The 22674-nt window shown below is 68.1% G+C and carries 25 protein-coding genes; 15 read left to right on the top strand and 10 right to left on the bottom strand.

Annotated features, from left to right (window positions below; translation table 11 throughout):
• The first annotated feature begins 2 nt into the window (after nt 1-2).
• From leuS to holA, 3 genes are read left to right on the top strand one after another with little or no spacing between them, the layout of a single operon-like run.
• The gene (leuS, locus tag Q5H91_RS11325; protein ID WP_305173515.1) at nt 3-2495 is read left to right on the top strand and encodes a leucine--tRNA ligase; all 2493 of its coding nucleotides are present in this window, start codon (nt 3-5) and stop codon (nt 2493-2495) included.
• Complete coding sequence (lptE, locus tag Q5H91_RS11330; RefSeq protein WP_305173516.1) at nt 2492-3046, top strand: LPS assembly lipoprotein LptE; 555 nt, start codon at nt 2492-2494, stop codon at nt 3044-3046. The genes leuS and lptE overlap by 4 nt, the downstream gene beginning before the upstream one ends.
• Entirely contained in the window at nt 3043-4062 is a 1020-nt protein-coding gene (gene holA, locus Q5H91_RS11335; protein ID WP_305173517.1) for a DNA polymerase III subunit delta, read from the top strand. Before lptE ends, holA begins: the two co-directional genes overlap by 4 nt.
• A 280-nt stretch (nt 4063-4342) precedes the next feature.
• Here holA and Q5H91_RS11340 read toward each other — a convergent pair whose 3' ends face one another.
• The 6 genes from Q5H91_RS11340 to Q5H91_RS11365 are packed head-to-tail and all read right to left on the bottom strand — an operon-like array spanning nt 4343 to nt 10052.
• Nucleotides 4343-5260, bottom strand: a complete 918-nt coding sequence (locus Q5H91_RS11340; protein ID WP_305173518.1) for a ParB/RepB/Spo0J family partition protein — start codon at nt 5258-5260, stop codon at nt 4343-4345.
• Nucleotides 5257-6042: a ParA family protein gene (locus tag Q5H91_RS11345; RefSeq protein WP_305173519.1), complete on the bottom strand. Its 786-nt coding sequence runs from the start codon at nt 6040-6042 to the stop codon at nt 5257-5259. The genes Q5H91_RS11340 and Q5H91_RS11345 overlap by 4 nt, the downstream gene beginning before the upstream one ends.
• Entirely contained in the window at nt 6039-6644 is a 606-nt protein-coding gene (rsmG, locus tag Q5H91_RS11350; protein WP_305173520.1) for a 16S rRNA (guanine(527)-N(7))-methyltransferase RsmG, read from the bottom strand. The genes Q5H91_RS11345 and rsmG overlap by 4 nt, the downstream gene beginning before the upstream one ends.
• Nucleotides 6641-8476, bottom strand: a complete 1836-nt coding sequence (gene mnmG, locus Q5H91_RS11355; protein WP_305173521.1) for a tRNA uridine-5-carboxymethylaminomethyl(34) synthesis enzyme MnmG — start codon at nt 8474-8476, stop codon at nt 6641-6643. The genes rsmG and mnmG overlap by 4 nt, the downstream gene beginning before the upstream one ends.
• Before the next feature lie 54 nt (nt 8477-8530).
• Complete coding sequence (mnmE, locus tag Q5H91_RS11360) at nt 8531-9811, bottom strand: tRNA uridine-5-carboxymethylaminomethyl(34) synthesis GTPase MnmE (protein WP_305173522.1); 1281 nt, start codon at nt 9809-9811, stop codon at nt 8531-8533.
• Nucleotides 9812-9815: 4 nt separating this feature from the next.
• On the bottom strand, nt 9816-10052 hold the full coding sequence (locus Q5H91_RS11365; RefSeq protein ID WP_305173523.1) for a DUF6489 family protein: 237 nt from the start codon (nt 10050-10052) through the stop codon (nt 9816-9818).
• Between the two features lie 72 nt (nt 10053-10124).
• Here Q5H91_RS11365 and Q5H91_RS11370 point away from each other — a divergent pair, with 72 nt between their 5' ends.
• A complete protein-coding gene (locus Q5H91_RS11370) occupies nt 10125-10847 on the top strand; it encodes a dienelactone hydrolase family protein (protein ID WP_305173524.1) in 723 nt (240 codons plus the stop codon).
• A gap of 63 nt (nt 10848-10910) precedes the next feature.
• Here Q5H91_RS11370 and Q5H91_RS11375 read toward each other — a convergent pair whose 3' ends face one another.
• The 4 genes from Q5H91_RS11375 to hemE all read right to left on the bottom strand — a co-directional run bounded on the left by Q5H91_RS11375 (nt 10911) and on the right by hemE (nt 14959).
• Complete coding sequence (locus Q5H91_RS11375; protein WP_370655256.1) at nt 10911-11645, bottom strand: TerC family protein; 735 nt, start codon at nt 11643-11645, stop codon at nt 10911-10913.
• Nucleotides 11646-11951: 306 nt separating this feature from the next.
• Nucleotides 11952-13208, bottom strand: a complete 1257-nt coding sequence (gene rho / locus Q5H91_RS11380) for a transcription termination factor Rho (RefSeq protein ID WP_305173525.1) — start codon at nt 13206-13208, stop codon at nt 11952-11954.
• Between the two features lie 280 nt (nt 13209-13488).
• Entirely contained in the window at nt 13489-13941 is a 453-nt protein-coding gene (locus Q5H91_RS11385; protein ID WP_305173526.1) for a CopD family protein, read from the bottom strand.
• 1 nt (nt 13942) lies between these two features.
• Nucleotides 13943-14959, bottom strand: coding sequence for a uroporphyrinogen decarboxylase (gene hemE, locus Q5H91_RS11390; protein WP_305173527.1), 1017 nt, complete (start codon nt 14957-14959; stop codon nt 13943-13945).
• 330 nt (nt 14960-15289) lie between these two features.
• On the opposite strand from hemE, the gene Q5H91_RS11395 reads away from it, so the two are divergent.
• The 11 genes from Q5H91_RS11395 (at nt 15290) to Q5H91_RS11445 (ending at nt 22668) form a co-directional block, all read left to right on the top strand.
• Nucleotides 15290-16117, top strand: a complete 828-nt coding sequence (locus Q5H91_RS11395) for a pyruvate, water dikinase regulatory protein (protein WP_305173528.1) — start codon at nt 15290-15292, stop codon at nt 16115-16117.
• Nucleotides 16114-16707, top strand: a complete 594-nt coding sequence (locus Q5H91_RS11400; protein WP_305173529.1) for a Maf family protein — start codon at nt 16114-16116, stop codon at nt 16705-16707. Before Q5H91_RS11395 ends, Q5H91_RS11400 begins: the two co-directional genes overlap by 4 nt.
• 167 nt (nt 16708-16874) lie before the next feature.
• On the top strand, nt 16875-17687 hold the full coding sequence (locus Q5H91_RS11405; RefSeq protein ID WP_305173578.1) for a shikimate dehydrogenase family protein: 813 nt from the start codon (nt 16875-16877) through the stop codon (nt 17685-17687).
• Nucleotides 17688-17697: 10 nt separating this feature from the next.
• Nucleotides 17698-18291: a dephospho-CoA kinase gene (gene coaE, locus Q5H91_RS11410; protein WP_305173530.1), complete on the top strand. Its 594-nt coding sequence runs from the start codon at nt 17698-17700 to the stop codon at nt 18289-18291.
• A 315-nt stretch (nt 18292-18606) separates the two neighbouring features.
• The gene (gene dnaQ / locus Q5H91_RS11415) at nt 18607-19302 is read left to right on the top strand and encodes a DNA polymerase III subunit epsilon (protein WP_305173531.1); all 696 of its coding nucleotides are present in this window, start codon (nt 18607-18609) and stop codon (nt 19300-19302) included.
• A gap of 48 nt (nt 19303-19350) precedes the next feature.
• Nucleotides 19351-19962: a ribosome hibernation-promoting factor, HPF/YfiA family gene (gene hpf, locus Q5H91_RS11420; RefSeq protein WP_305173532.1), complete on the top strand. Its 612-nt coding sequence runs from the start codon at nt 19351-19353 to the stop codon at nt 19960-19962.
• Between the two features lie 93 nt (nt 19963-20055).
• Nucleotides 20056-20526 carry a PTS sugar transporter subunit IIA gene (locus Q5H91_RS11425; protein ID WP_305173533.1) on the top strand — a complete coding sequence of 157 codons (471 nt, stop codon included), beginning with the start codon at nt 20056-20058 and terminating at the stop codon, nt 20524-20526.
• On the top strand, nt 20516-20968 hold the full coding sequence (locus tag Q5H91_RS11430; protein WP_305173534.1) for a PaaI family thioesterase: 453 nt from the start codon (nt 20516-20518) through the stop codon (nt 20966-20968). The genes Q5H91_RS11425 and Q5H91_RS11430 overlap by 11 nt, the downstream gene beginning before the upstream one ends.
• Complete coding sequence (locus tag Q5H91_RS11435; protein WP_305173535.1) at nt 20965-21288, top strand: DUF1491 family protein; 324 nt, start codon at nt 20965-20967, stop codon at nt 21286-21288. The genes Q5H91_RS11430 and Q5H91_RS11435 overlap by 4 nt, the downstream gene beginning before the upstream one ends.
• A gap of 153 nt (nt 21289-21441) precedes the next feature.
• Complete coding sequence (locus Q5H91_RS11440; RefSeq protein ID WP_305173536.1) at nt 21442-22134, top strand: cell wall hydrolase; 693 nt, start codon at nt 21442-21444, stop codon at nt 22132-22134.
• 36 nt (nt 22135-22170) lie between these two features.
• Entirely contained in the window at nt 22171-22668 is a 498-nt protein-coding gene (locus Q5H91_RS11445) for an MmcB family DNA repair protein (RefSeq protein WP_305173579.1), read from the top strand.
• Nucleotides 22669-22674: the final 6 nt, after the last annotated feature.

Below are 22674 nucleotides of genomic sequence, written 5' to 3' on the forward strand. Positions count from 1 at the left end.
GGATGACCCGGTACAACGCGCTGAAGGCGGACGCTCACTGGCAGTCGGTCTGGGACGAGCGCCGCACCTTCGCGGCCGACGATCACTCGGCCAAGCCGCGCTCCTATGTGCTTGAGATGTTTCCCTATCCATCGGGACGCATCCATATGGGGCATGTCCGCAACTATACGATGGGCGACGTGCTGGCGCGCTATCGGCGGATGATCGGGCACGAGGTGCTCCACCCGATGGGCTGGGACGCGTTCGGCATGCCGGCCGAGAATGCCGCGATGGAAAAGGGCGTCCACCCCGGCAGCTGGACCCGCGCCAACATCGCGACGATGAAGGCGCAGCTGAAGCGCCTGGGCTTCGCGCTCGACTGGACGCGCGAGCTGGCGACCTGCGAGCCCGATTACTACGGCCACGAACAGGCGCTGTTCCTCGACCTGTTCGCCGCCGGCCTCGTCTATCGCAAGGAATCCTCGGTCAACTGGGATCCGGTCGACATGACCGTCCTCGCCAACGAGCAGGTGATCGACGGCCGCGGCTGGCGGTCGGGCGCGCTGGTCGAGAAGCGCAAGCTGAGCCAGTGGTTCCTGCGCATCACCGACTTCGCCGACGAGCTGCTCGACGGCCTCGCCGAGCTGAAGGACTGGCCTGACAAGGTCCGCCTGATGCAGGAGAACTGGATCGGCCGCAGCCAGGGGCTGCAATTCCGCTTCCGCCTCTCGGATGCCGGCGAGGTGGAGGTGTTCACCACCCGCCCCGACACGATCTTCGGCGCCAGCTTCGTCGCCGTCGCGGCCGATCACCCGATCGCGCAGGCGCTCGCCGCCCGCGATGCGGAGGTCGCCGCCTTCGTCGCCCGCTGCAAGCAGGGCGGCACCACCGCGGCCGAGCTGGAGACGCAGGAGAAGCTGGGCTTCGACACGGGCCTGACCGCGCAGCATCCGATCGACCCGGCGGTCCGCCTGCCGGTCTACATCGCCAATTTCGTGCTGATGGAATATGGCACCGGCGCGGTCTTCGGGGTTCCCGCGCACGACCAGCGCGACCTGGATTTCGCACGGAAGTACGATTTGCCCGTCCGCCGCGTCGTCTCGGACGGCGCCGACGAGGACCCCGTGTTCGTGGGTGACGAGGCCTATACCGGCCCCGGCGCGCTGGTGAACTCGCATTTCCTCGATGGCATGGACGTCGCCGACGCCAAGCGCGCCATCATCTCCCGCGCCGAGGGTGAGGGCTGGGGCACCGGCACCACCGTGTTCCGCCTGCGCGACTGGGGCGTCAGCCGCCAGCGCTACTGGGGCACGCCGATCCCGATCATCCACTGTGCCGCCTGCGGACCGGTGCCGGTGCCCAACGACCAGCTGCCGATCGTCCTGCCCGAGGATGTGTCCTTCGCCGTCCCCGGCAACCCGCTCGATCGGCATCCAACCTGGAAGCACGTCGCCTGCCCGTCATGCGGCGTCGACGCGGTACGCGAGACCGACACGCTCGACACCTTCGTCGATTCCAGCTGGTACTTCATCCGCTTCGCCAGCCAGCCCGACGACCGGCCGTTCGACCGCACCGTCGCGGAGGAATGGCTGCCGGTCGGCCAGTATATCGGCGGGGTCGAGCATGCGATCCTCCACCTGCTCTATGCCCGCTTCTGGACCCGCGCGCTGCGCCACATCGGCAAGCTCGACGTGGCGGAGCCGTTCGCCGGCCTGTTCACGCAAGGGATGGTGACGCACGAGACGTATAAGTCGGACGACGGTCGCTGGCTGTCGCCGCCAGAGGTCGAGAACGGCATCGAAACCGCCACCGGTCGTCCCGTCACGGTCGGCCGGGTCGAGAAGATGTCGAAATCCAAGAAGAACACGGTCGATCCTGAGCCGATCGTCGACCAGTACGGCGCCGACGCTGTCCGCTGGTTCATGCTCTCCGACAGCCCGCCCGAGCGCGACCTGCCCTGGTCCGAGGCGGGTATCGAGGGGTCGTGGCGCTTCGTCCAGCGCCTGTGGCGCATCGTCACTGCCGACAAGGCGGCCGAGGGGGACGACCTGGCCCTGCGCAAGCTCGCCCACCGCACCGTCCGCGACGTCGCCGGCGATATCGAGGGGTTGCAGTTCAACAAGGCGGTCGCGCGCCTCTACACATTAGCCTCGGCGATCGAGAAGGCCGCACCCTCGCACGATCGCCACGCAGCCGCCCACACCCTGCTGCTGCTGGTCGCGCCGATGGTGCCCCACGTCGCCGAAGAGGCCTGGGTCGCGGCTGGCCATGACGGACTGATCGCCGATGCCGCCTGGCCGACGGTCGATCCCGCGATGCTGGTCGATGACGAAGTCACCGTCGCCGTCCAGGTCAACGGCAAGCTGCGCGACACGCTGACCCTCGCCAAGGGCACCGCGCGCGAGGAGCTTGAGGCCGCCGCGCTCGCCAGCGACAAGGTCGTGCGCGCCTTGGAGGGCAAGGCGCCGCGCAAGGTGATCGTCGTCCCCGATCGCCTGGTGAACATCGTCGCATGAGGCGCATCGCCCCCCTGCTGCTGCTCGCCGCCCTCGCCCTGCCCGGCTGCGGCCTGCGCCCGCTCTATGCCGGCGGCAGCAACGGCACGGTCGCCACCACCCTGTCGGGGGTCGAGGTCGGCCCGATTCAGGGCAAGGCGGGCTGGCTGGTCGGCAACGCCCTCCGCGACCGGCTCGGCGCGCCGCAGGGCACGCCGCGCTATCGCATCGACGTGCGGCTCGACGATCAGATCAGCGGCCTGGGCGTGCGCCGCGACGACAGTGTCACGCGGGAGCGGCGGGTGCTGCGCGCGCGTTATCAGCTGGTCGACCTGACCAGCGGCAACAATACCGTGCTGCTTGATGCTACCGCCGGTTCCGATGCCGGCATCGATGTCGTCCAGTCCGAATATGCGACGATCGCGGCCGAGAATACCGCGCTGGAACGCCTGTCGACCATCGTCGCCGACGAGATCGTCGCGCGCATCGCGCTCTACGCGCGGGCACCCACGCCACCCCCACCCCAGCCGACTCCCAGCGACAGCCCCACGCCCGTCGTCGGAAAGCCGTGAAGGCCAGCGCCAACCAGATCCGCCAGGCGCTGTCGGCACCGCGCCCCACCGTCCGCCTCTATCTGCTCCACGGCCCCGACGAAGCCGGTGCAGGAGCGCTGGCGGCACTGCTCGGCACGGCGATGGGTGCCACAGCGGAGCGCATCGATCTCGACGGCGCCACGCTGCGCGGTGATCCCGCCCGTCTCGCCGATGAGGCCAGCTCGCTGTCGCTGTTCGGCGACCCGCGCTGGATCCGCGTCACCCAGACCGGCGAGGAGAGCCTGAACGCCCTTGCCGCGTTGCTCGAGGCAGACGGCGCGGCAAACCCGGTCGTGGCCCTCGCGCCCACGGTCCGCACCACCGCCAAGATCGTCAAGCTCGCCACCGACTCGCCACACGCGATGGCGTTCGGCTGCTACGCCCCCACCGCGCAGGATGCCGAGCGGCTGGCGGCGACGCTGGCCGGCGAGCAGGGCCTGCGCCTCGCCCCCGGCACCGCCGCGCGGCTGGTCGCGGCGAGCGGCGGTGACCGCGCCGTGATGGCACGCGAGATCGACAAGCTGGCCCTCTACCTGGACGCCGCGCCCGATCGTCCGCACGATCTGGATCACGACGCCATCGACGCGGTCGGCGCCGACCTTGACGAGGCCGAGGCGACCCGCGCGGTCGAGGCGCTGGTAGAGGGCCGCCCCGACCAGCTTGCCGAGGAGCTGGCGCGTCTGTCCGACGCCGGCATCTCCCCAATCCCCTGGCTCCGCCAACTCGCCCGGCGCCTGGTTGCGCTCGGCGAGATGCGTGCCGAGATCGCCGCCGGCGAAGCCGCCGACGCCGTCATGAAGCGTCACCGCGTCTTCTTCCGCGACGAACCCGCCACCGGCCGTGCCCTGCGCCGCTGGACCCCGGCGATGCTCGCCCGCGCGCTGGACCGCGTCCGCGCCGCCGAACGCGCGGTCATGGCGCCTGCCAATGCCGGCACCGTGCTGGCGGAGGATGCGGTGTTGAGCGTAGCGCGAGCCTTGGCGCGCAGGGGCTGACCACCCCGGTCCTCCTCGCCGTGCGACAGCAGCGGCCTCTCTCGATTGAGGAGTAGTGTTCGGTCGGAACACGCTCCGTTCGCCCTGACTGCCGTCTAACGATGAATGGGAACCATCCTAGATGGTGATCCACTCGGATTGAACCAGCCGGTCTGTCTCCCCGGCGGAGGCCGGGGGCCAGCTGGGAAGGCCGTCGTGACGACGTGCCGCGCTTCATCATCATCCACACAACTCGATCCCCGCCCTCGCCGAGGAGGCTTCAGTGTCGGTGGATCACGCTCTAAATTCCTTCGCCGGTCAGCCGCTGACACAGCATGTCGAGCTGATCGAGCGTCGCATAGCCCAGCGACAGCGTCCCGCCCCTCTCGCCGTGCGCGATCGTCACGGCGACCCCCAGCAGGTCGGCCAGCTGCCCTTCCAGCGCCGCGATATCGCCATCGGCGCCAGCGCTCTTGCCTGCGCCTCCCCGGCTCCCTGGACGGGGCGAACCATCGTCACCGATCCGCGGCGCTTTGCTATCGCGCGCCAGTTTCTCGGTATCGCGTACCGACAAGCCGCGACGGATCACCTCGCCCGCTAATCCTTCGACGTCCGGTGCGCCCAGCAGCGCACGAGCATGGCCCATCGACAGGCTGCCATCGACCACCTGCGCCTGAACCGGATCGGGAAGTTCCAGCAATCGCAGCAGGTTAGCGACATGGCTGCGCGATTTGTGGACGATCTTGGCCAGCGCTTCCTGGGTATGGCCATATTCGCCGGCCAAGCGCTGGTACGCCTGCGCCTCTTCGATTGCGTTCAGGTCCTGACGCTGGATGTTCTCGACCAGCGCGATCTCGAGCGTCTCGGCATCGCTCAGCTCGCGGACAACGACCGGCACTTCCTGCAGCTTTGCACGCTGCGCCGCGCGCCAGCGCCGCTCGCCAGCAACGATCTGGTACTGGTGGCCGTGCGGCCGCACGACGATGGGCTGAATCAGCCCGCGCGCCGCGATCGAGCCTGCCAGTTCGTCGAGCATCGCCTCGTCGAAGCGGCGGCGCGGCTGGTCCGGGTGGGGCGCAAGAGCGCTGACCGGCAGCATCCGTACGCCGGAGGGCTGCTCGGCCGAAGGGTTGACCGGTGCCTCGCGTGCCATCTCGCCCAGCAGCGCGTTCAGTCCGCGGCCCAGCCCGCCGCGCGGACGCCGCCCGATATCGGTCATGCCGCTGCCGCCGCCGCAGCTCGCGGCAGGCGCCCGATCATCTCGCGTGCCAGTGCCATATAGGCCTCCGACCCCGAGCAGCGATGGTCATAGATCAGCGCCGGCAGCCCATGGCTCGGCGCCTCCGACAGGCGAACGTTGCGCGGGATCACCGTTTCGAACACCACCTTGCCCAGCACCGCGCGCACGTCGGCCGACACCTGCTCGGTCAGCCGATTGCGCCGGTCGTACATGGTCAACGCCACGCCCAGGATCGACAAGCCGGGATTGAAGCGCGTGCGGATGCGCTCGACCGTGCTCAACAGCTGCGACAGTCCCTCCAGCGCGAAGAACTCACATTGCAGCGGCACCAGGAGGGCATCGGACGCGACCATCGCGTTGATCGTCAGCAGCCCCAGTGACGGCGGGCAGTCGATCAGCACGATCTCCCAGCCATCTTTCACGGCGTTCAGCGCCTGATCCAGCCGGTGAGTGCGCGCCTCGAATTCGACCAACTCTATCTCGGCACCGGACAAGTCCACAGTCGCCGCGATCAGATCCAGATTCGGCACGCGCGTGGCGATCCGCGCCTCTTCCACTGATGCCTCGCCCATCAGCACGTCGTAGCTGGATTTCTCGCGCAGCGATTGGCCGATGCCAAGGCCGGTCGAGGCGTTGCCCTGCGGATCGAGATCGATCAGCAGCACCCGTTGGCCTGTTGCGGCTAATGCGGTGCCCAGGTTGATGGCGCTGGTCGTCTTGCCGACGCCACCCTTCTGATTGGCGATCGCGACCGTAATCATCGTCCGCTACCCTCGATCACCAAGATTGCCGACTCCGACTGGGTAAGGCTTTGTTTCACGTGGAACACCCGCTTGCGGGAGGAGAGCTTCGACAACAGCGCTGCGTCTAGGGTGCCCCGCGGCAGAAGCCATCGCGTTGTCGGTGTGCAGCAATGCGCCGCTGCAAGCAAAAGCTTTTCGACCGAGGCCACCGCACGGGCGGTAATCACATCGGCCTTCCACGATACCTGTTCGACCTTCGTGTCGGCTACGCTCACGTCGGTCAGCCCCAAACACGCTAAGCAGTCCCGCAGGAAATCCGCGCGTCTGCGTCGTGGCTCAACCAGCATCATCGGCGTGCAACCAGCGATCGCCAGCACCATACCGGGAAAACCTCCGCCCGTCCCGATGTCCAGCCACGCCCCATCAGCGGTATCGGCAAACTCCCGCAGCTGGAGTGAGTCGAGAACATGCCTCGACCAGATTGTCGGAATCGTACCCGGTGCGATCAGATTTTGCCGCTCGTTCTCCGCAATGACCAGCGCCACGAACCGTTCGGTCCGCGCGAACTGCTCCTCGCTCAGCCGCTGCCGCACCCAGTCGCGGGCATCGTCCTCAGTCATGCCGCCAGCTTTCGGCTGTGGAGAAGCACCGCCGACAGCGCAGCCGGCGTCACACCCCGCACCCGGGCCGCCGCAGCAAGAGACCGCGGGCGGCTAGCGCTGAGCCGCGCGACCATCTCGTTCGACAGGCCAGGTATCGCTGCATAATCGATGTCTTCGGCCAACAGCAGCTCTTCCTCGGCTCGCAGCCGCGCTACCTCCTCCGCCTGCCGCTCGAGATAAGGTGCATAGCGCGCGTCCTGTATGACCTCGGCGACCACTGCCATATCGAAGCCTGTTGCTGCATCGGGCGCGAGCATAGCGAGGTCGACACCCTCGAACCGCAGCCACTCCCAGATCGACCGGCGCATGCCGTCGCGGCTGACCGGCCCGCCCGCATCAGCGACCTGCGATGCGGTCAGCGTCGCCGTCAGTTGCTCTCGAAACGCACTCCGCGCCCCGGCTATCCGATCAAGATGCGCGATTCGCTCCGCCCCGAGGCATCCCGCCGCCCGCGCGATGTCTCCCAACCGCGTCTCTGCATTGTCGGCGCGCAGCGACAGCCGGAACTCGGCGCGTGCGGTCAGCATGCGATACGGCTCGGTCACGCCCTGCAGCACCAGATCGTCGATCATCACGCCGAGATAGCTCGACGCGCGGTCCAGGATCACGGGCGCCTTGCCCAGGGCCAAAGCCGCCGCATTCAGCCCCGCGACGAGCCCCTGCCCTGCCGCTTCCTCATAGCCGGTTGTACCGTTGATCTGCCCGGCGCAGAACAACCCCGGTAGCGCTTGCACCCGCAGTGTGGCATCGAGCGCGCGCGGATCGATATGGTCGTACTCGACCGCATAGCCAGGCACCGTGATCCGCGCCCGCTCCAACCCCGGGATCGTGGCCAGCATCGCGGCCTGCGCTTCCTCGTCGATCGAGGTGGACAGGCCATTGGGATAGACCGTCGGGTCGTCCAGTCCCTCTGGTTCGAGGAAGACCTGATGGCCATCCCGATCGCCGAAGCGGTGGATCTTGTCCTCGATCGACGGGCAATAGCGCGGCCCTGCCCCCTCGATCGCGCCAGAAAATAGCGGCGATTCGGGGATCGCACGGCGGATAATCTCGTGCGTCGCGCCGGTCGTGCGGGTAATCGCGCACGCGATCTGAGGCAGCCGCCGCTGTCTCGTCAGCGTCGACATGGTCCAGCCGTCTGCGTCGGAGGGCTGTTCCTCGAGCGAGGCCCAGTCGATCGTCCGCCCATCGAGCCGCGGTGGCGTCCCCGTCTTCAGCCGTGCCATCGGCAAGTCCAGGTCACGCAGGTCAGCCGCCAATGGCCCGGCCGCCCGCTCGCTAACCCGTCCTCCCTCACCACGATACCGCCCCCGGAACAGCCGACCGCCCAGGAATGTCCCCGTTGCGATCACCACCGCCCGGGCCAGGATCTCGCTGCCGTCCGCGAGCGTCACACCCGCCGTGCATCCCTGCCGGATCACCAATCCGACCGCATCACCAGCGACGAGGGTAACCCGCGCCTCGTTGGCAACCATCGCCTGCACCGCTGCCGCATAGCGTCGCCTATCCGCCTGAATTCGAGGTCCCTGCACCGCAGCCCCCTTGCTGCGATTCAGCATGCGATGGTGGATCGCGGCGGCATCGGCCGCGCGTGCCATGATACCGTCGAAGGCGTCGACCTCGCGAACGATATGCCCCTTGCCGAGTCCGCCGATCGACGGATTGCAGGACATCATCCCCAGGTTCTTGGCGTCGAACGTCACCAACGCGACGCGCGCTCCGCATCGCGCTGCGGCCATCGCGGCCTCTACGCCGGCATGGCCACCACCGATCACCACCACATCGATCATGGCCTTCGCCTATCCAGTCGCGATCGACCCGTCAAAATAGTTCCACGTGGAACATCACTTCCCGATACAGAAGCGCGAGAAGAGCGCGTCAAGCATCATCTCTGTCGCATCCACCCCGGTGATCTGCGCCAGAATCACCCGCGCCTGTCGCAGTACCTCCCCCAAGAGCAGCGGATCTTCGGGTGCCCGCGCCAACGACGTCGCCGCTCGGGTGCACAGCTCTCGATGTCGCTCACGCAGCGGCAACGCATCCGCCCGCGGAACCATCGTCGCCGCCCTCTCCGCGATACCCGTCCATAAGAGCGCGACACTCGCCGCATCGTCCCTCCGCACTGCGATGTGCCGACCGGCAGGGACAACGCCACGATCCGGCAGATCCGCTCGAGCATGAACCCATAGTGCGTCCGATCGTGGCGGCGCTTCGTCGGACAGCCACAGCAGGATATCGGCCGCAGCGATCGCCGCCTGCGCCCGCTCCACGCCGATTGCCTCGACCATGTCTGCGGTCTCCGTCAGCCCTGCCGTGTCAATCAACAGATACGGCAGCCCATCGCGCACCACCGCCGCTTCGAGCCGATCCCGCGTCGTCCCTGCGATTGGCGTGACGATCGCCACGTCGCGTTCCGCCAACAGATTGAGCAGCGTCGACTTGCCCGCATTGGGCGGGCCGGCGATCACGATCCTCACGCCATCGCGCAACCGCTCGACCGGCGGAGCGGCCGCCACCGCCGCGATATCCGCCGCCAGTCGCTCCGCTTCGGCACCGATAGCCGCGATCTCGGCGTCCCCGCCAACGACGTCGTCCTCGTCATCATGATCGAGTATCGCCTCGATCCGCGCCGACAGCGCCGCGATGGTGGCGAGCCATAGGCCCACCTGCTGACTGACCCGCCCCTCCGCCGCACTCAGCGCCACCACACGCTGCGCCTCGGTTTCCGCTTCGAGCAGGTCGGCAAGCCCCTCCGCCTCGGCCAGGTCCATGCGCCCATGCGCCAGCGCGCGGCGCGTGAACTCTCCCGGCAATGCGGGACGACATCCGTCCACTGCCGTCAGGACCTGCTCGACCGCGGCTACCACCGCGCGTCCACCGTGGCAGTGCAGCTCGACCAGATCCTCGCCCGTGGCAGTCGCCGGCGCCAGAAAGACGATGACCAGCGCCCGGTCCAGCAGCCGTCCGTCTGGATCGCGCAGCGCCCGCATCCGCGCCTCTCGCGGGTCAGGCAGCGATCCCGCCAAATCCCTCGCCGTAGCGATCGCAGCCGGTCCGCTGATCCGGATCACCGCGATCGCCGCCGGCGGCCTGCCGCTGGACACCGCGAAGATCGTGTCGCCCATGCGTCTAGCTGCCCGACGGCTTCGTCGTACTGTTCATCAGCTGTCGCCAGAACGACAGGCCCGCCTCCCCCATCGGCGACCAGCTGCGCATCATCGCCTCCAGCATCTCGGGCCGGACATTGCCTTCCATCGCCTCTGTCGTGAGTTGCAGATACCGTTCATGCACCGCCGTCAGGTCCGGCAATCCCATCGCCGTGCGGGCCTCCTGCGGCGTGCAGTCGATCTCGATCGTCACCTTCATCGCATCTCGTCCCTTGAGCGGCCCTGTGCCGCCCTGCATAGCCAAGCCTGCCACCCCGCGCGAGAGGACCTCATGAGCAAGACCATCCAGATCGAGACGCTCGACCAGAGCGGCACGTTCGACGCCTATGTCGCTGAACCGCAGGGTACGCCCCGCGCCGCCATCGTCGTCATCCAGGAGATATTCGGCGTCAACGCCGGCATCCGCCGCAAGTGCGACACGCTGGCCGAGGCCGGCTATCTCGCCATTGCACCCGACCTGTTCTGGCGCTTTGCCCCCCGTATCGAGCTGGATCCCGACGTGCCGGACCAGATGCAGCAGGCGCTCGGCCTGATGGGGCAGCTCGATCAGGACGCCGCGATCTGCGACATCGAAGCGACGATCCGTACCGCCCGCTCCCAGCTGAACGACGGTCAGGGCGGCAGCGGCCTGGCTGCACGGGTCGGCGTGGTGGGGTACTGCCTGGGCGGCCGCCTCGCCTTCATGACGGCAGCGCGGACCGACGTGGACGCGGCGGTCGGCTATTACGGCGTCGGCATCGACGGGCTGCTCGGCGAGAAGCACGCCATCGCCAACCCCGTGCTGCTCCACATCCCGCAGGAGGATCATTTCGTCGACAAGGACGCACAGGCGCGGATGCATGCCGGGCTGGACAATCACCCCAAGGTAACGCTCCACGACTATCCGGGTGAGGACCACGGCTTCGCCACCGAATTCGGCGCGCGCCGCTCCGATGCGTCGGCGCGGCTGGCGGACGAGCGTACCGCCGCCTTCTTCGCCGACCATCTTGGCTGAACGCAGAACGGCCCGCCGCTCCTTCACGGAACGGCGGGCCGTCTGTCTCCCCCGGCGGGTACGTCAGCCGAACAGCGTGACGATCCCCAGCGTCTCGCCGGTGCCGACCCACCCTTCGTAGATCATCTTGCCCGCGACAAACACGATCACCGCCAGCCCGACATAGGCGATCCAGCGATACCGATCGATGATCCGCGCGATGAAATTCGCCGCCAGCCCCATCAGCGCCACCGACAGCAGCAGCCCGACGACCAGGATGCCGGGGTGCTCGCGTGCCGCTCCCGCGACTGCCAGCACGTTATCCAGGCTCATCGACACGTCCGCCACTGCCACGGCCCAGGCCGCCGCGGCGAAGCTGCGCGCAGGCTTCAGGCCAGCGGCCTCGTCGCCCTCGATCTCCTCGCTGCCGGGATTGTGCGCACCGGCACGGATCTCGCGCCAGAACTTCCAGCTGACCCACAGCAGCAGCAGCCCGCCCGCGAAGATCAGTCCCACCACGCCCATCAGCCACGTCACAATCAGCGCGAACGCGATCCTCAGCACCAGCGCTGCGCCAATACCGATCAGGATGACCTTCCGGCGCTGCTCGGCGGGCAACCCCGCCGCCAGCGCCCCGACGACGATCGCATTGTCGCCCGCCAGCACCAGGTCGATCATCAGCACCGACCCGAACGCCGCCAGTGCCGCAGGGTCGCCCAGGTTCGAGAAGTCGTTAACGATGTGCTGCCAGATTTCCGCCGGTGATCCGGGCCCCGCCGTGGCGACACCGGCAGCGGCGAGCAGGGTGGTGAGGATCAAGGTCGTGGCTCCCGGCTGTCATGGCGGCAACGGTCCGCCGCCGATCCGGTTTCCTTAGCCGATATGGGGTCGGATGACAGGGGTGTCATGGGGGGGACGCGCCGCCCCCCTCCCCGACGTCATGCCGGGCTTGTCCCGGCATCCACCGGGCCGCGTAAATGCCGCTTGATGCGCCTGCCGCGCCGTGGATGCCGGGACCAGCCCGGCATGACGGAAGCCTTTCTCGGCCCGCCGCGGGCAAAGCCCGCGTCGTCGGTCGGTGCTCGCGCACCGCCGGCCGGCATGAATCAGTAGGCGCGCCCGCGCCTACTGATTCATGCTGTCGAAGAAGTCCTCGTTGGTCTTGGAGTTCTTCATCTTGTCGAGCAGGAACTCCATCGAGTCGATCGTGCCCATCTGCATCAGGATGCGGCGCAGGACCCACATCTTGGACAGCTTGTCCTTCTGGACCAGCAGCTCCTCCTTGCGGGTGCCCGACTTGCCGACGTCCAGCGCCGGGAAGATGCGCTTGTCGGCGACCTTGCGGTCCAGCACGATCTCGGAGTTGCCGGTGCCCTTGAACTCCTCGAAGATCACCTCGTCCATGCGGCTGCCGGTGTCGATCAGCGCGGTGGCGATGATCGATAGCGAGCCGCCCTCCTCGATGTTGCGCGCCGCGCCGAAGAAGCGCTTGGGCCGCTGGAGCGCGTTGGCATCCACACCGCCGGTCAGCACCTTGCCCGACGAGGGCACGACCGTGTTGTAGGCACGGCCCAGACGCGTGATCGAGTCGAGCAGGATGACGACGTCACGCTTGTGCTCGACCAGCCGCTTCGCCTTCTCGATCACCATCTCGGCGACCTGGACGTGACGCTGCGCCGGCTCGTCGAAGGTCGAGGAGACGACCTCGCCCTTCACACTGCGCTGCATGTCGGTGACCTCTTCGGGCCGCTCGTCGATCAGCAGCACGATCAGGAACACTTCGGGATGGTTGTCGGTGATCGCCTTGGCGATGTTCTGGAGCATCACCGTCTTGCCGACCCGCGGCGGCGCGACGATCAGCGTGCGCTGGCCCTTGCCCTGCGGGCTGACGATATCGATCACCCGCGCCGACTTGTCCTTCTGGGTCGGATCGTGCGGGTCCAGCGTCAGCTTCTGCTCGGGATAGAGCGGGGTCAGGTTGTCGAAATTGACCCGGTGGCGGACCATGTCGGGGTCGTCGAAATTGACCGCGGTCAGCTTGGTCAGCGCGAAATAGCGCTCACCGTCCTTGGGGCCGCGGATCTCGCCCTCGACCGTGTCGCCGGTGCGCAGGCCGTGCTTGCGGACCTGATTGGGCGAGACATAGATGTCGTCCGGGCCGGCGAGATAATTCGCCTCGGGGCTGCGCAGGAAGCCGAAGCCGTCCTGCAACACCTCGATCGTGCCCAGCCCCATGATCTGGTCGCCCTGCTCCGCCTGCTCCTTCAGGATGGCGAACAGCAGGTCTTGCTTGCGCAGCGTGGAGGCGCCCTCGACGCCCAGCTCTTCGGCCAGCTGCACCAGGTCGGCCGGGGTCTTCTTCTTCAGGTCTTTGAGATGCATGGACATATCCGGATGCAGGGTCGTCGGGGAGAAGCATGGGCCGGCGACTGAGATGCGCGAACGGCCAGTGCTGGAGGAAACGCGGATCGGCAGGACGCCGCTCTACGCGAAGGCAGGAGGTAAGGGGGACTGGAGGCGGCGTCAAGCACCCTCTAAAATCCTCCCCTGCAAGGGGAGGGGGACCGCCGCGAAGCGGTGGTGGAGGGGTAACCCCCTCTCGATAGCGCAACACCCCTCCGTCAGCGCTGTGCGCTGCCACCTCCCCTTGCAGGGGAGGATTTCAATTCAAAGGCTTCACGAACACCAGCACCACGATCAGCGTCACCGCCAGCGCCGGTACCTCGTTCAGCATCCGGAGCGTCCGCCCGCTCAGCGTCGGCCGCCCCGCCGCCAGCTTCTTCGCATAGCCGACCGCCCAGCCATGATAGCCCGACAGGATCAGCACCAGCAGCAGCTTGGCATGGAGCCACCCTGCCCCCCAATGCTGGCCGACGGTCGCCAGCGTCAGGCCCAGCACCCAGACGACGATCATCGCCGGGGTCAGGATGATGTGCCGGATCTTGGTCTCGCGCTCGACCCACAGTGCGGCCTCTTCGCTGCGGCCCGCGGCCAGCCCCTCCTGATGGTAGACGAGGTAGCGCGGCAGCATGAACAGCCCCGCCATCCAGAAGATCACGAAGATCACATGCGCCGCGACCAGCCACAGATAGGCCGCGCCAAGAAGTTCGATCATGCTACCCCCTTACTCGCGCGATCAGCCGCTCGACATGCGCGATCGGCGTATGCTGGTCGATGCCGTGGCCCAGGTTGAACACATGCGGCCGCTCACCCAGCGCGGCGAGGATACGGTCGATGCCCGCATCGAGTTCCTCGCCCCCCGCGATCAGTGCCAGCGGATCGAGATTGCCCTGGACCGGCATGTCCGGCGGCAGGTTCGCGTGCGCCCAGACCGGATCGACCGTCTCGTCCAGCCCCAGCGCGTCGACCCCGGTCTCGCGGGCATAGGCGGGCAGCTTGCCCCCTGCCCCCTTGGGAAAGCCGATCACGACCAGCCCGGGACGCCGCGCCTTCAGCGCCGCGACGATCGCTGCGTTGGGCGCGATCACCCAGCGCTCGAACTGCGCCGGCGACAGCGACCCGGCCCAGCTGTCGAACAGCTGCACCGCCTCCACCCCCGCATCGGCCTGCGCGACCAGATAGTCGATGGTCATCGCCACGATCGCGTCGACGATCGCCTGGAACGCCACCGGATCGTTGTACGCGAAGCGCCGCGTCTCGCCCTGGTCCTTCGATCCCCGCCCGGCGACCATATAGGTCGCAACCGTCCAGGGACTGCCCGCAAAGCCCAGGAAAGTGGTCGTGGAGGGCAACAACCCCGCCACCCGCCGCACGGTCGCATAGACCGGCTCCAGCCGCTCAGGGACCCGCTCCAGCGCCGCCAGCGCGTGATCGACCAGCGGCGGCTCCAGTCGCGGTCCCTCCCCTGCCCCGAAGCTCAGATCCTGCCCCAGCGCCCAGGGCACCATCAGGATGTCGGAGAACAGGATCGCCCCATCGAACCCGAAGCGCCGGATCGGCTGCAGCGTCACCTCGGCCGCGGCGTCCGGATCGGTGGCGAGCGCCAGGAAGCCGCCCTTCTCTGCCCTGAGCGCGCGATATTCGGGCAGGTAGCGCCCCGCCTGACGCATCAGCCATAACGGCGGCACGGGCTGGGCGACGCCCTTCAGCGTGGCGAGCAGCGGCTTGTTCACGAGTTCGGTCAGCGTCCTTCTTCCTATAAAAGAAGATTCTAAAAAGGGATGATGAAGGTGTTGGCGCGTGGGTCCCGGGGCTTATTCGCCCGTGCCGGAAATGCCAACAGCTTGACCCCGCGAACCCCGCAGAAAACCGCGTGATTCGACATGGCCGTCCCCATTACCCACAGGCTGTGGATAATCTGTTCGGCTGTGGACGGCGCTGTGGATGGATGCCGGGTTTTCCACGGGTCCGGCGCCGGTTGGCGGACCGGGCCGGTTACGCTAGGTTTCATCCCCGGCTTATCCACAGATCCACGAGACCCCGCCTTTCATGGCCTCCCTTTCATGACCCTCACGCGGCTCCACCTCCACCTCCTGTCGGACTCGACCGGCGAGACGCTGGAGAACATCGCCAAGGCGGCACTCGCCCAGTTCGACGACGTGGAGACAGTGCGCCATTTCTGGCCGATGGTCCGGACCGAGGCGCATCTGGAGCGCATCTTGGCAGAGATCGCGCAGAACCCCGGGCTGGTGGTCTACACGCTGGTCAACCCGGCGACGCGGCGCATCCTCGAGACGCGCTGCGGCGCCCTTGGCCTGCCCGCCGTCGCGCCGCTCGATCCGGTCAGCGACGCGCTGTCGGCGATGCTGGGTCAGCAGGCCAAGGCGCGCCCCGGCCGCCAGCACGCGCTCGACGCCGCCTATTTCGCCCGCGTCGACGCGATCCAGTGGACCATCGCCCATGACGACGGCATCGCCTGGGAAGAATGGGAAGAGGCCGACATCGTCCTCGCCGGCGTCTCGCGCTCGTCCAAGACGCCGACCTCGATCTATCTCGCCAATCGCGGCTACAAGACGGCGAACATCCCGATCGTGGTCGAGAGCCCCCCGCCCCCGGTCCTGTTCCGGCTCCAGCGCCCGCTGATCGTCGGGCTGACGACCAGCGCCGACCGGCTGATCCAGGTCCGCCGCAATCGCCTGCTCTCGCTCAACCAGCAGCCCGATACTCCCTATGTCGAGGAAGAGGCGGTCGCGCGCGAGATCGCCTTTGCCCGGCGGATGTTCGCCGATCACGGCTGGCCGGTGATCGATGTCACCCGCCGCTCGATCGAGGAAACCGCGGCGGCGATCGTGTCGCTGGCCAACCAGCGTCGCGCCGAACTGCCCGCATGACCGATCTGGTTCTCGCCTCGCAGAGCGCCTCGCGCCGCGCCATGCTGGAGGCCGCCGGCGTGCCCTTCACCGCCGTCGCCGCGCGCGTGGACGAGGATGCCGCCAAGGCGGCACTCGCCCATCTGACGTCACGCGACCTCGCCGATGCGCTCGCCGAGATGAAGGCGCTGAAGATCGCCAGCCAGGTGACCGGCGCACTGGTGCTGGGATCGGACTCGCTGGTCGCGCTCGCCGACGGCACCCGCCTGGACAAGCCGGAGAGCCGCGCCGAGGCGGCCGACCATCTCGCCCGCATGAGCGGCGGCAGCCATGAACTGTGGAGCGCCGCCGTCATCGCCGAGAATGGCCGCGCCGTCTGGCGCCATGTCGAGCGCGCCCGCCTCCACGTCCGTCCGCTGTCACCGGCGTTCATCGACGCCTATCTCGACGCCGAATGGCCGGCGATCGGCGGCTGCGTCGGCTGTTTCCGGATCGAGGGCAGGGGGGTGCAACTCTTCTCACGGCTGGAGGGCAGCCACTTCACCATCCTCGGCCTGCCGCTGCTCCCCGTGCTCGGCTACCTGCGCGAGCGGGGGGTGATGATGGGGTGATGACGGCCGCTCTCCCGGTAGAATCCGTCATCCCCGCGCAGGCGGGGATCCATAGACGCTGACGTCAGCGATTCGTCTCCAGCGTCAGCGCATCTGGATCCCCGCCTGCGCGGGGATGACGAAGTTGGAGGGCGGGAATGACGAAATTGAAGGAGAGGCTCGCCGTAATGACCCGCCCCTATGCCGAGGTGATCGGCGATCCGATCGCCCAGTCGAAATCCCCGATCATCCACGGCTTCTGGGCCGAGGCGCTGAACCTCGACGTGGAATATCGCCGCCACCGCGTCCTGGCCGAGGAGCTTTCCGGCTATTTCGCCGCCCGCGTCGCCGACCCGGCATGGCGGGGCTGCAACATCACCGTGCCGCACAAGGTCGCCGCCCTTGATCATGTCGCCGATCCGGGCGACGTGCGTGCCTCGATCGGTGCGATCAACACCGTGTTCCGCCAGCCCGATGGCACGCTGGCGGGCACCAACACCGATGCCGCCGGCTTCTGGACGCCGATCGCCGGGCTCGATCTGGCCGGCCGGCCGGTGACGGTGGTCGGGGCAGGGGGCGCGGCCCGGGCGATCCTCTGGGCGCTCGCCCGCGTCGGTGCCGGGCCGGTCACCATCCTCAACCGCAACGTGCTGAAGGCGGCGGCGCTGCTCGCCTCGTTCGGGCTGAAGGGGCAGGCGCTGCCGCTCGGCACCGCCGCACCCCCCGCCGCGCTGCTGGTCAACGCCAGCAGCCTGGGGATGACCGGCCAGCCGCCGCTCGATCTCGACCTGTCGGCCGTCCCCGACGATGCCGTCGTCTATGACATCGTTTATGCCCCGCTGGAGACGCCACTGCTGGCGGCGGCGCGGGCGCGCGACCTCGATACGGTCGACGGGCTGGAGATGCTGGTCGGACAGGCGGCGGTCGCGTTTGCCATCCTGTTCGGCGTCGAGCCGCCGCGTGACCGCGACGACGAACTGCGCGCGCTGCTGACCGCATGATCGTGCCGCTATGATCCTCTTGGGCCTGACCGGATCGATCGGCATGGGCAAGTCGACGGTCGCCGCGATGTTCGCGGACGAGGGTGTGCCGGTGTTCGACGCCGACGCCGTGGTCCACCGGTTGCAGGGTCCGGCCGGTGCGGTCGTGGCGGCGATCGAGGCGGCGTTTCCAGGCACCACCGGCCCTGCCGGGGTCGATCGCGCCGCGCTGTCGGCGGCGGTCCTGAACGACGATTCCGCCATGAAGCGGCTGGAGGCGATCGTCCACCCGGCGGTCGCCGCCGAGCGCGCCGCCTTTCTCGACCGGCACCGGGCTGCGCCGCTGGTCGTGCTCGACATACCCCTGCTGTTCGAGACGGGCGGCGACTCGAAGGTCGATGCGGTCGCCGTCGTCTCCGCCGCGCCCGAAGTCCAGCGCGCCCGCGTGCTCGCCCGCCTGGGCATGACGCCGGCCAAATTCGACGCGATCCTCGCCCGCCAGTTGCCCGACACCGATAAGTGCGCGCGCGCCGATCACATCATCCCAACCGACGTCCCGCTCGACGAGAGTCGCGCCGCGGTGCGCGCGGTGATCGCTTGCATGGGCGCGGACGAAGGTCGATAACATGGGGTCCAAACTCACTCAGAACAGGGATCGTGATCGCCCGTGGAAGACCGCCGACAAGAAGCGCAGCGCAGACGCGTAGCATTCGCTACGCGCAAGCAAGCGACGCCGCTCGGCGGTCTTCCACGGGCGACCGCGCAGCGGCGGGCGGTTTCTGGTGCACAGCGGCGTCGGGGCTCCCCGCAAAGTACTACTTTGCGGGGGCCCGGCCGCGCGTCGGTCACGATGCTTGTGCATCGCTCCCTCCTTGCTCCTGCCTGTGCACCAGAAACCGCTCCGTCACGACCCTGTTCTGAGTGAGTTTGGACCCCTGCGATGCGTGAGATCGTCTTTGATACCGAGACCACCGGCTTCAAGTTCAACGAGGGTGACCGGCTGGTCGAGATCGGCTGCGTCGAGCTGGTCAACCGGGTCGAGACGGGCCGCACCTTCCACGCCTATTACCATCCCGAGCGCGACATGCCGGCGGATGCGGAGCGGGTGCACGGCCTGTCGGCGCAGTTCCTGTCGAAATTCCCGGTCTTTGCCGCCGGGGTGGACGCATTGCTCGACTTCCTCGGCGACGCGCCGCTGATCGCGCACAATGCCGGGTTCGATTTCGGCTTCCTCAATGGCGAGCTAGGCAAGCTCGGCTTTCCCGCGATCTGCCACCGCACGCGGATGATCGACACGCTCCAGATCGCGCGGTCGAAGCATCCCGGCGCCAAGCATACGCTCGACGCGCTCTGCACCCGCTTCGGCATCGACCGGTCGCACCGCGTCGTCCACGGCGCGTTGCTCGATGCGCAGCTGCTGTCGCAGGTCTATGTCGAGCTGATGGGCGGCCGGCAGATCGGGCTGGGCCTGGCTGACGAGGTGGCGGTCGTGTCCGCGGGGCCGGTCGTCGCAGCGGCGCCGCGTCCCGTCCGAAGCCCACGCCTTTTCACGGTGCCCGAGGGAGAACTTGCGGCGCATGCCGCGTTCATGAAGGGGATCGCCGATCCGATCTGGGGGGCCGTGGCGTCCGGATGACGCCGCACGGACGGAGCCAACAGGACCGTCCCGTCCAAGGAGAATGAAATGGATATCCGGGTATCAGGTCACCAGGTCGAAACGGGCGATGCGCTCAAGGCCCATGTCACGGACCGGCTCCAGGGTATCGCCGACAAATATTTCAGTCGGGCCATCTCTGCCGAAGTCACCTTCGGCAAAGGCCCGCACGATGTCGGTTTCAAGTGCGACATCGTCGCCCATGTCATGAAGGGGCTGGTGCTGAAGGGCCGGCACGAGGCGTATGAGGCGCATCTCGCCTTCGACGGCGCGGCCGAGAAGATCGAGAAGCAGCTGCGCCGCTATGTCCGCCGCCTGCGCGATCACAACGCCAGCGCTGCGGTCGAGCTGGCCGAAGCGAACGGCTACGACAATGCCGGTTATACCCTGTTCGCGGAATCGACCTCGGAGGAAGAGGCGGGCGATGCACCGCTGATCGTCGCGGAAACCCGCGTCGACGTGCCCGACGCCAGCGTCGGCGACGCGGTGATGATGCTCGACCTGCGCAACACGGCGGCGCTGTTGTTCCGCAACTCGGGCACCGGCGCCTATAACATGGTCTATCGCCGCGGCGACGGCACCATCGGCTGGGTGGAGCCCCAAAGGGCCGGCGAGCGGGTCAGCGCCGGCGCCGTGAGCTGAAGGTCGCACGCTAACCCGGGACCCTTCCGGGCTTGCTACCCCCGCGCCGCCTTCGGTAAGGGCCGCGCGGGGGCTTGCCAGTTAGAGTATCGAATGACCGATTTCAGCGATCTGCTGCGCCCCGACGCCGTTTTGACGGGCCTGGCGGTCGCTTCGAAGAAGGCTCTGTTCCAACAGCTTGCCACCACCGCCGCGCTGAGTGTCGAGGGGATCGATCCCGCGCTGGTCGCCGAGCGGTTGGCCGCGCGCGAGAAGCTGGGATCGACCGGGTTCGGCGGTGGCGTTGCGATTCCGCACGCCAAGCTGCCCGGCCTCGACGTGCCGGTCGGCATCTTCGCGCGGCTCGCCCAACCCCTGTCCTACCAGGCGGTCGACGACCTGCCGGTCGACCTCGTCTTCGCGCTCCTGTCGCCCGAGCAGGCCGGGTCGGTCCATCTGAAGGCGCTGGCGCGTGTGTCGCGCCGATTGCGCGATCACGGCTTCCTTGCCAAGCTGCGGGGCGCCGGATCGCGGGACGCGCTGTTCGCGCTGTTCACCACGGCCGAGAGTCGTGATGCCGCCTGAAGGCGAGCAGGCGCATTTTCGCGCGCTGGAGGGGCTCTACGCGCACGCGCCGATCAACCGCTTCTTCGAATCCTCGCTCAGGATCGAACGCGAGGGGGTCGCCACGATCCGCTTCACCCTCGACGAGCGGCATTTCCACGCCGCCGGCGCGGCGCACGGCACCAGCTATTTCAAGATGCTCGACGACGCGGCCTTCTACGCGTGCAACAGCCTGGTCAGCGACCGTTTCCTCCTGACCACCGCGTTCAACCTGCTCTTCACCAAGCCGCTCGGCGCCGGGCCGGTGGTGGCGGAGGGACGCTGGGTCAGCGGTCGCCGCCGCGTGCTGGTCGGCGAGGCGCGGCTGGTCGATGGGGAGGGGGAGGAGGTCGCACGCGGCACCGGCACCTTCATGCGCTCGCGCATCCCGCTGGCCGGTCTGCCCGGTTACGTCCCGGCGTGACCGACCGGCTGCCGAGCGGACTGCTGGTGTCGGCGATGCTGCGCCGGGCCAATGACGTTGGCGGCTTCGGCGCGGTGCTGGCCAGGGGTGATCCGCAGGGCGGCGCGATCCTGGCCGTCGTCGTCGAGGACGGGGCCGAGCGGCTGTTCGAGCGCGGTCTCGGTCCCGCCGGTACTCCCGCGCTGATCGAGTCGACTCCGGCAGAGGACCTGACCGGTTACTGGCATCGTCGGCGCCAGCGCGATCCCGATCTGTGGGTGATCGAACTGAACGTCCCGGGTGCGCAACGACTCGTCGCTGAAACGATTGCGGCGAATTGACGCAGGCGCGGCGAACGGCGAGGCGCTGATCGTCGTTTAGCGCGTTGTGCCGCGTCCGGGTGCGATCCGGTCGGTTACGCAGTCGGGGGGAAGCCCGGACGATCGCCACCACGCGATCGGGTCCGTGATCCAACCGCATATTGTTTTGAGTGAATGACTCTGTTTTCCCGGGTCGCGACCGTCGCGGCCATGACTCTCTCTCTTGCCGGGCTGGTTGCCACGACTCCCGGCTGGGCCAACGGAATCGATCAGTCGCTGATCGCCACTCCTGCCCTCGCCACGCTCAACACGCTGGCCCCTCATGTTGTTCCCGCCAATCAGGGCGTTCTGGTCGATGGACAGCCGCTGACGGTCGAGACCGCGTCTCCCGCCGCCGCTGCCGATCAGGTCATTGCTCCCGCCGTCGCCCTGCAGGGCGACGATGACGACGATTTCGGCACCCTGGCAGAGGCCGTTGCCGCGCAGGGCGACGCCAACTCTCCCGATCAGGCGACCCGCTGCCTCGCCGGTGCGATCTATTTCGAGGCGAAGGGTGAGCCGCTGTCGGGCCAGCTCGCCGTCGCGCAGGTCATCCTGAACCGCGCCAAGTCGGGTCGCTTCCCTCCCGACGTCTGCGGCGTCGTCACCCAGCGCGGCCAGTTCGGCTTCGTTCGCGGCGGTCGCATCCCTTCGATCAACGAGAACGGCACGCCGTGGCACACCGCCGTCGCCGTCGCCCGCGTCGCCCTGGCCGATGTGTGGGACTCGCCGGCAGAAGAGGCGCTCTACTTCAACACCAACGACCGCCGCCCCGCCTCCAACATCCGCCGCATCGCCGCGATCGGGAACCACGTCTTCTATCGCTGATCTTGCCTTGTTCGTCGGATGTTCTACAATTCGGCGATGCTCGATCAAGCTCCCGCATCCTGCCTGACCGGTGATGACCCTGGCCTGTGCGCCGCAGATGTGGCGCGCGGGGTTTCGCGGCTTCTGCTCCGCCACGATCTTGCGCCGCTGGCGGAAGTGTCGCTGGACGGTGGCCGGCGCGCAGACCTGATGGCGCTCGACGCGCGCGGCAATATTGTGTTGGTCGAGATCAAGGTCTCGCGCGCCGATCTGATGGGCGACGGCAAGTGGCCCGATTATCTCGGCCATTGCGACCGCTTTTTCTGGGCGGTGCCGGCCGGTTTCGACCTGCGACCGCTCGATACGTCCGCCTTCCTGCCTGCGCGCACCGGTATCATCGTCGCCGACCGCTACGACGCGGAGATCGTGCGGGAAGCCCATACGGTCGCGCTGCCAGCCCCGGCGCGGCGGCGCTGTACGCTCGCCTTTGCCCGCCGCGCCGCACGGCGTGTCGCCGCCGCGCTCGATCCGGAGGCCGTGATCCTGGCGGGCTGACGGGGC

Source organism: Sphingomonas aurea, from assembly GCF_030678875.1.
GTDB lineage: Bacteria > Pseudomonadota > Alphaproteobacteria > Sphingomonadales > Sphingomonadaceae > Sphingomonas > Sphingomonas aurea.

Bases quoted from the DNA above. Each gene is read 5' to 3' on its own strand.
- leuS (WP_305173515.1), top strand. From the start codon at position 3: ATGACCCGGTACAACGCGCTGAAGGCGGACGCTCACTGGCAGTCGGTC.
- lptE (WP_305173516.1), top strand. From the start codon at position 2,492: ATGAGGCGCATCGCCCCCCTGCTGCTGCTCGCCGCCCTCGCCCTGCCC.
- Q5H91_RS11340 (WP_305173518.1), bottom strand. From the start codon at position 5,260: ATGACCGATATCGGGCGGCGTCCGCGCGGCGGGCTGGGCCGCGGACTG.
- Q5H91_RS11345 (WP_305173519.1), bottom strand. From the start codon at position 6,042: ATGATTACGGTCGCGATCGCCAATCAGAAGGGTGGCGTCGGCAAGACG.
- rsmG (WP_305173520.1), bottom strand. From the start codon at position 6,644: ATGACTGAGGACGATGCCCGCGACTGGGTGCGGCAGCGGCTGAGCGAG.
- mnmG (WP_305173521.1), bottom strand. From the start codon at position 8,476: ATGATCGATGTGGTGGTGATCGGTGGTGGCCATGCCGGCGTAGAGGCC.
- mnmE (WP_305173522.1), bottom strand. From the start codon at position 9,811: ATGGGCGACACGATCTTCGCGGTGTCCAGCGGCAGGCCGCCGGCGGCG.
- Q5H91_RS11365 (WP_305173523.1), bottom strand. From the start codon at position 10,052: ATGAAGGTGACGATCGAGATCGACTGCACGCCGCAGGAGGCCCGCACG.
- Q5H91_RS11370 (WP_305173524.1), top strand. From the start codon at position 10,125: ATGAGCAAGACCATCCAGATCGAGACGCTCGACCAGAGCGGCACGTTC.
- rho (WP_305173525.1), bottom strand. From the start codon at position 13,208: ATGCATCTCAAAGACCTGAAGAAGAAGACCCCGGCCGACCTGGTGCAG.
- Q5H91_RS11385 (WP_305173526.1), bottom strand. From the start codon at position 13,941: ATGATCGAACTTCTTGGCGCGGCCTATCTGTGGCTGGTCGCGGCGCAT.
- Q5H91_RS11395 (WP_305173528.1), top strand. From the start codon at position 15,290: ATGACCCTCACGCGGCTCCACCTCCACCTCCTGTCGGACTCGACCGGC.
- Q5H91_RS11400 (WP_305173529.1), top strand. From the start codon at position 16,114: ATGACCGATCTGGTTCTCGCCTCGCAGAGCGCCTCGCGCCGCGCCATG.
- Q5H91_RS11405 (WP_305173578.1), top strand. From the start codon at position 16,875: ATGACCCGCCCCTATGCCGAGGTGATCGGCGATCCGATCGCCCAGTCG.
- coaE (WP_305173530.1), top strand. From the start codon at position 17,698: ATGATCCTCTTGGGCCTGACCGGATCGATCGGCATGGGCAAGTCGACG.
- dnaQ (WP_305173531.1), top strand. From the start codon at position 18,607: ATGCGTGAGATCGTCTTTGATACCGAGACCACCGGCTTCAAGTTCAAC.
- hpf (WP_305173532.1), top strand. From the start codon at position 19,351: ATGGATATCCGGGTATCAGGTCACCAGGTCGAAACGGGCGATGCGCTC.
- Q5H91_RS11425 (WP_305173533.1), top strand. From the start codon at position 20,056: ATGACCGATTTCAGCGATCTGCTGCGCCCCGACGCCGTTTTGACGGGC.
- Q5H91_RS11430 (WP_305173534.1), top strand. From the start codon at position 20,516: ATGCCGCCTGAAGGCGAGCAGGCGCATTTTCGCGCGCTGGAGGGGCTC.
- Q5H91_RS11440 (WP_305173536.1), top strand. From the start codon at position 21,442: ATGACTCTGTTTTCCCGGGTCGCGACCGTCGCGGCCATGACTCTCTCT.
- Q5H91_RS11445 (WP_305173579.1), top strand. From the start codon at position 22,171: ATGCTCGATCAAGCTCCCGCATCCTGCCTGACCGGTGATGACCCTGGC.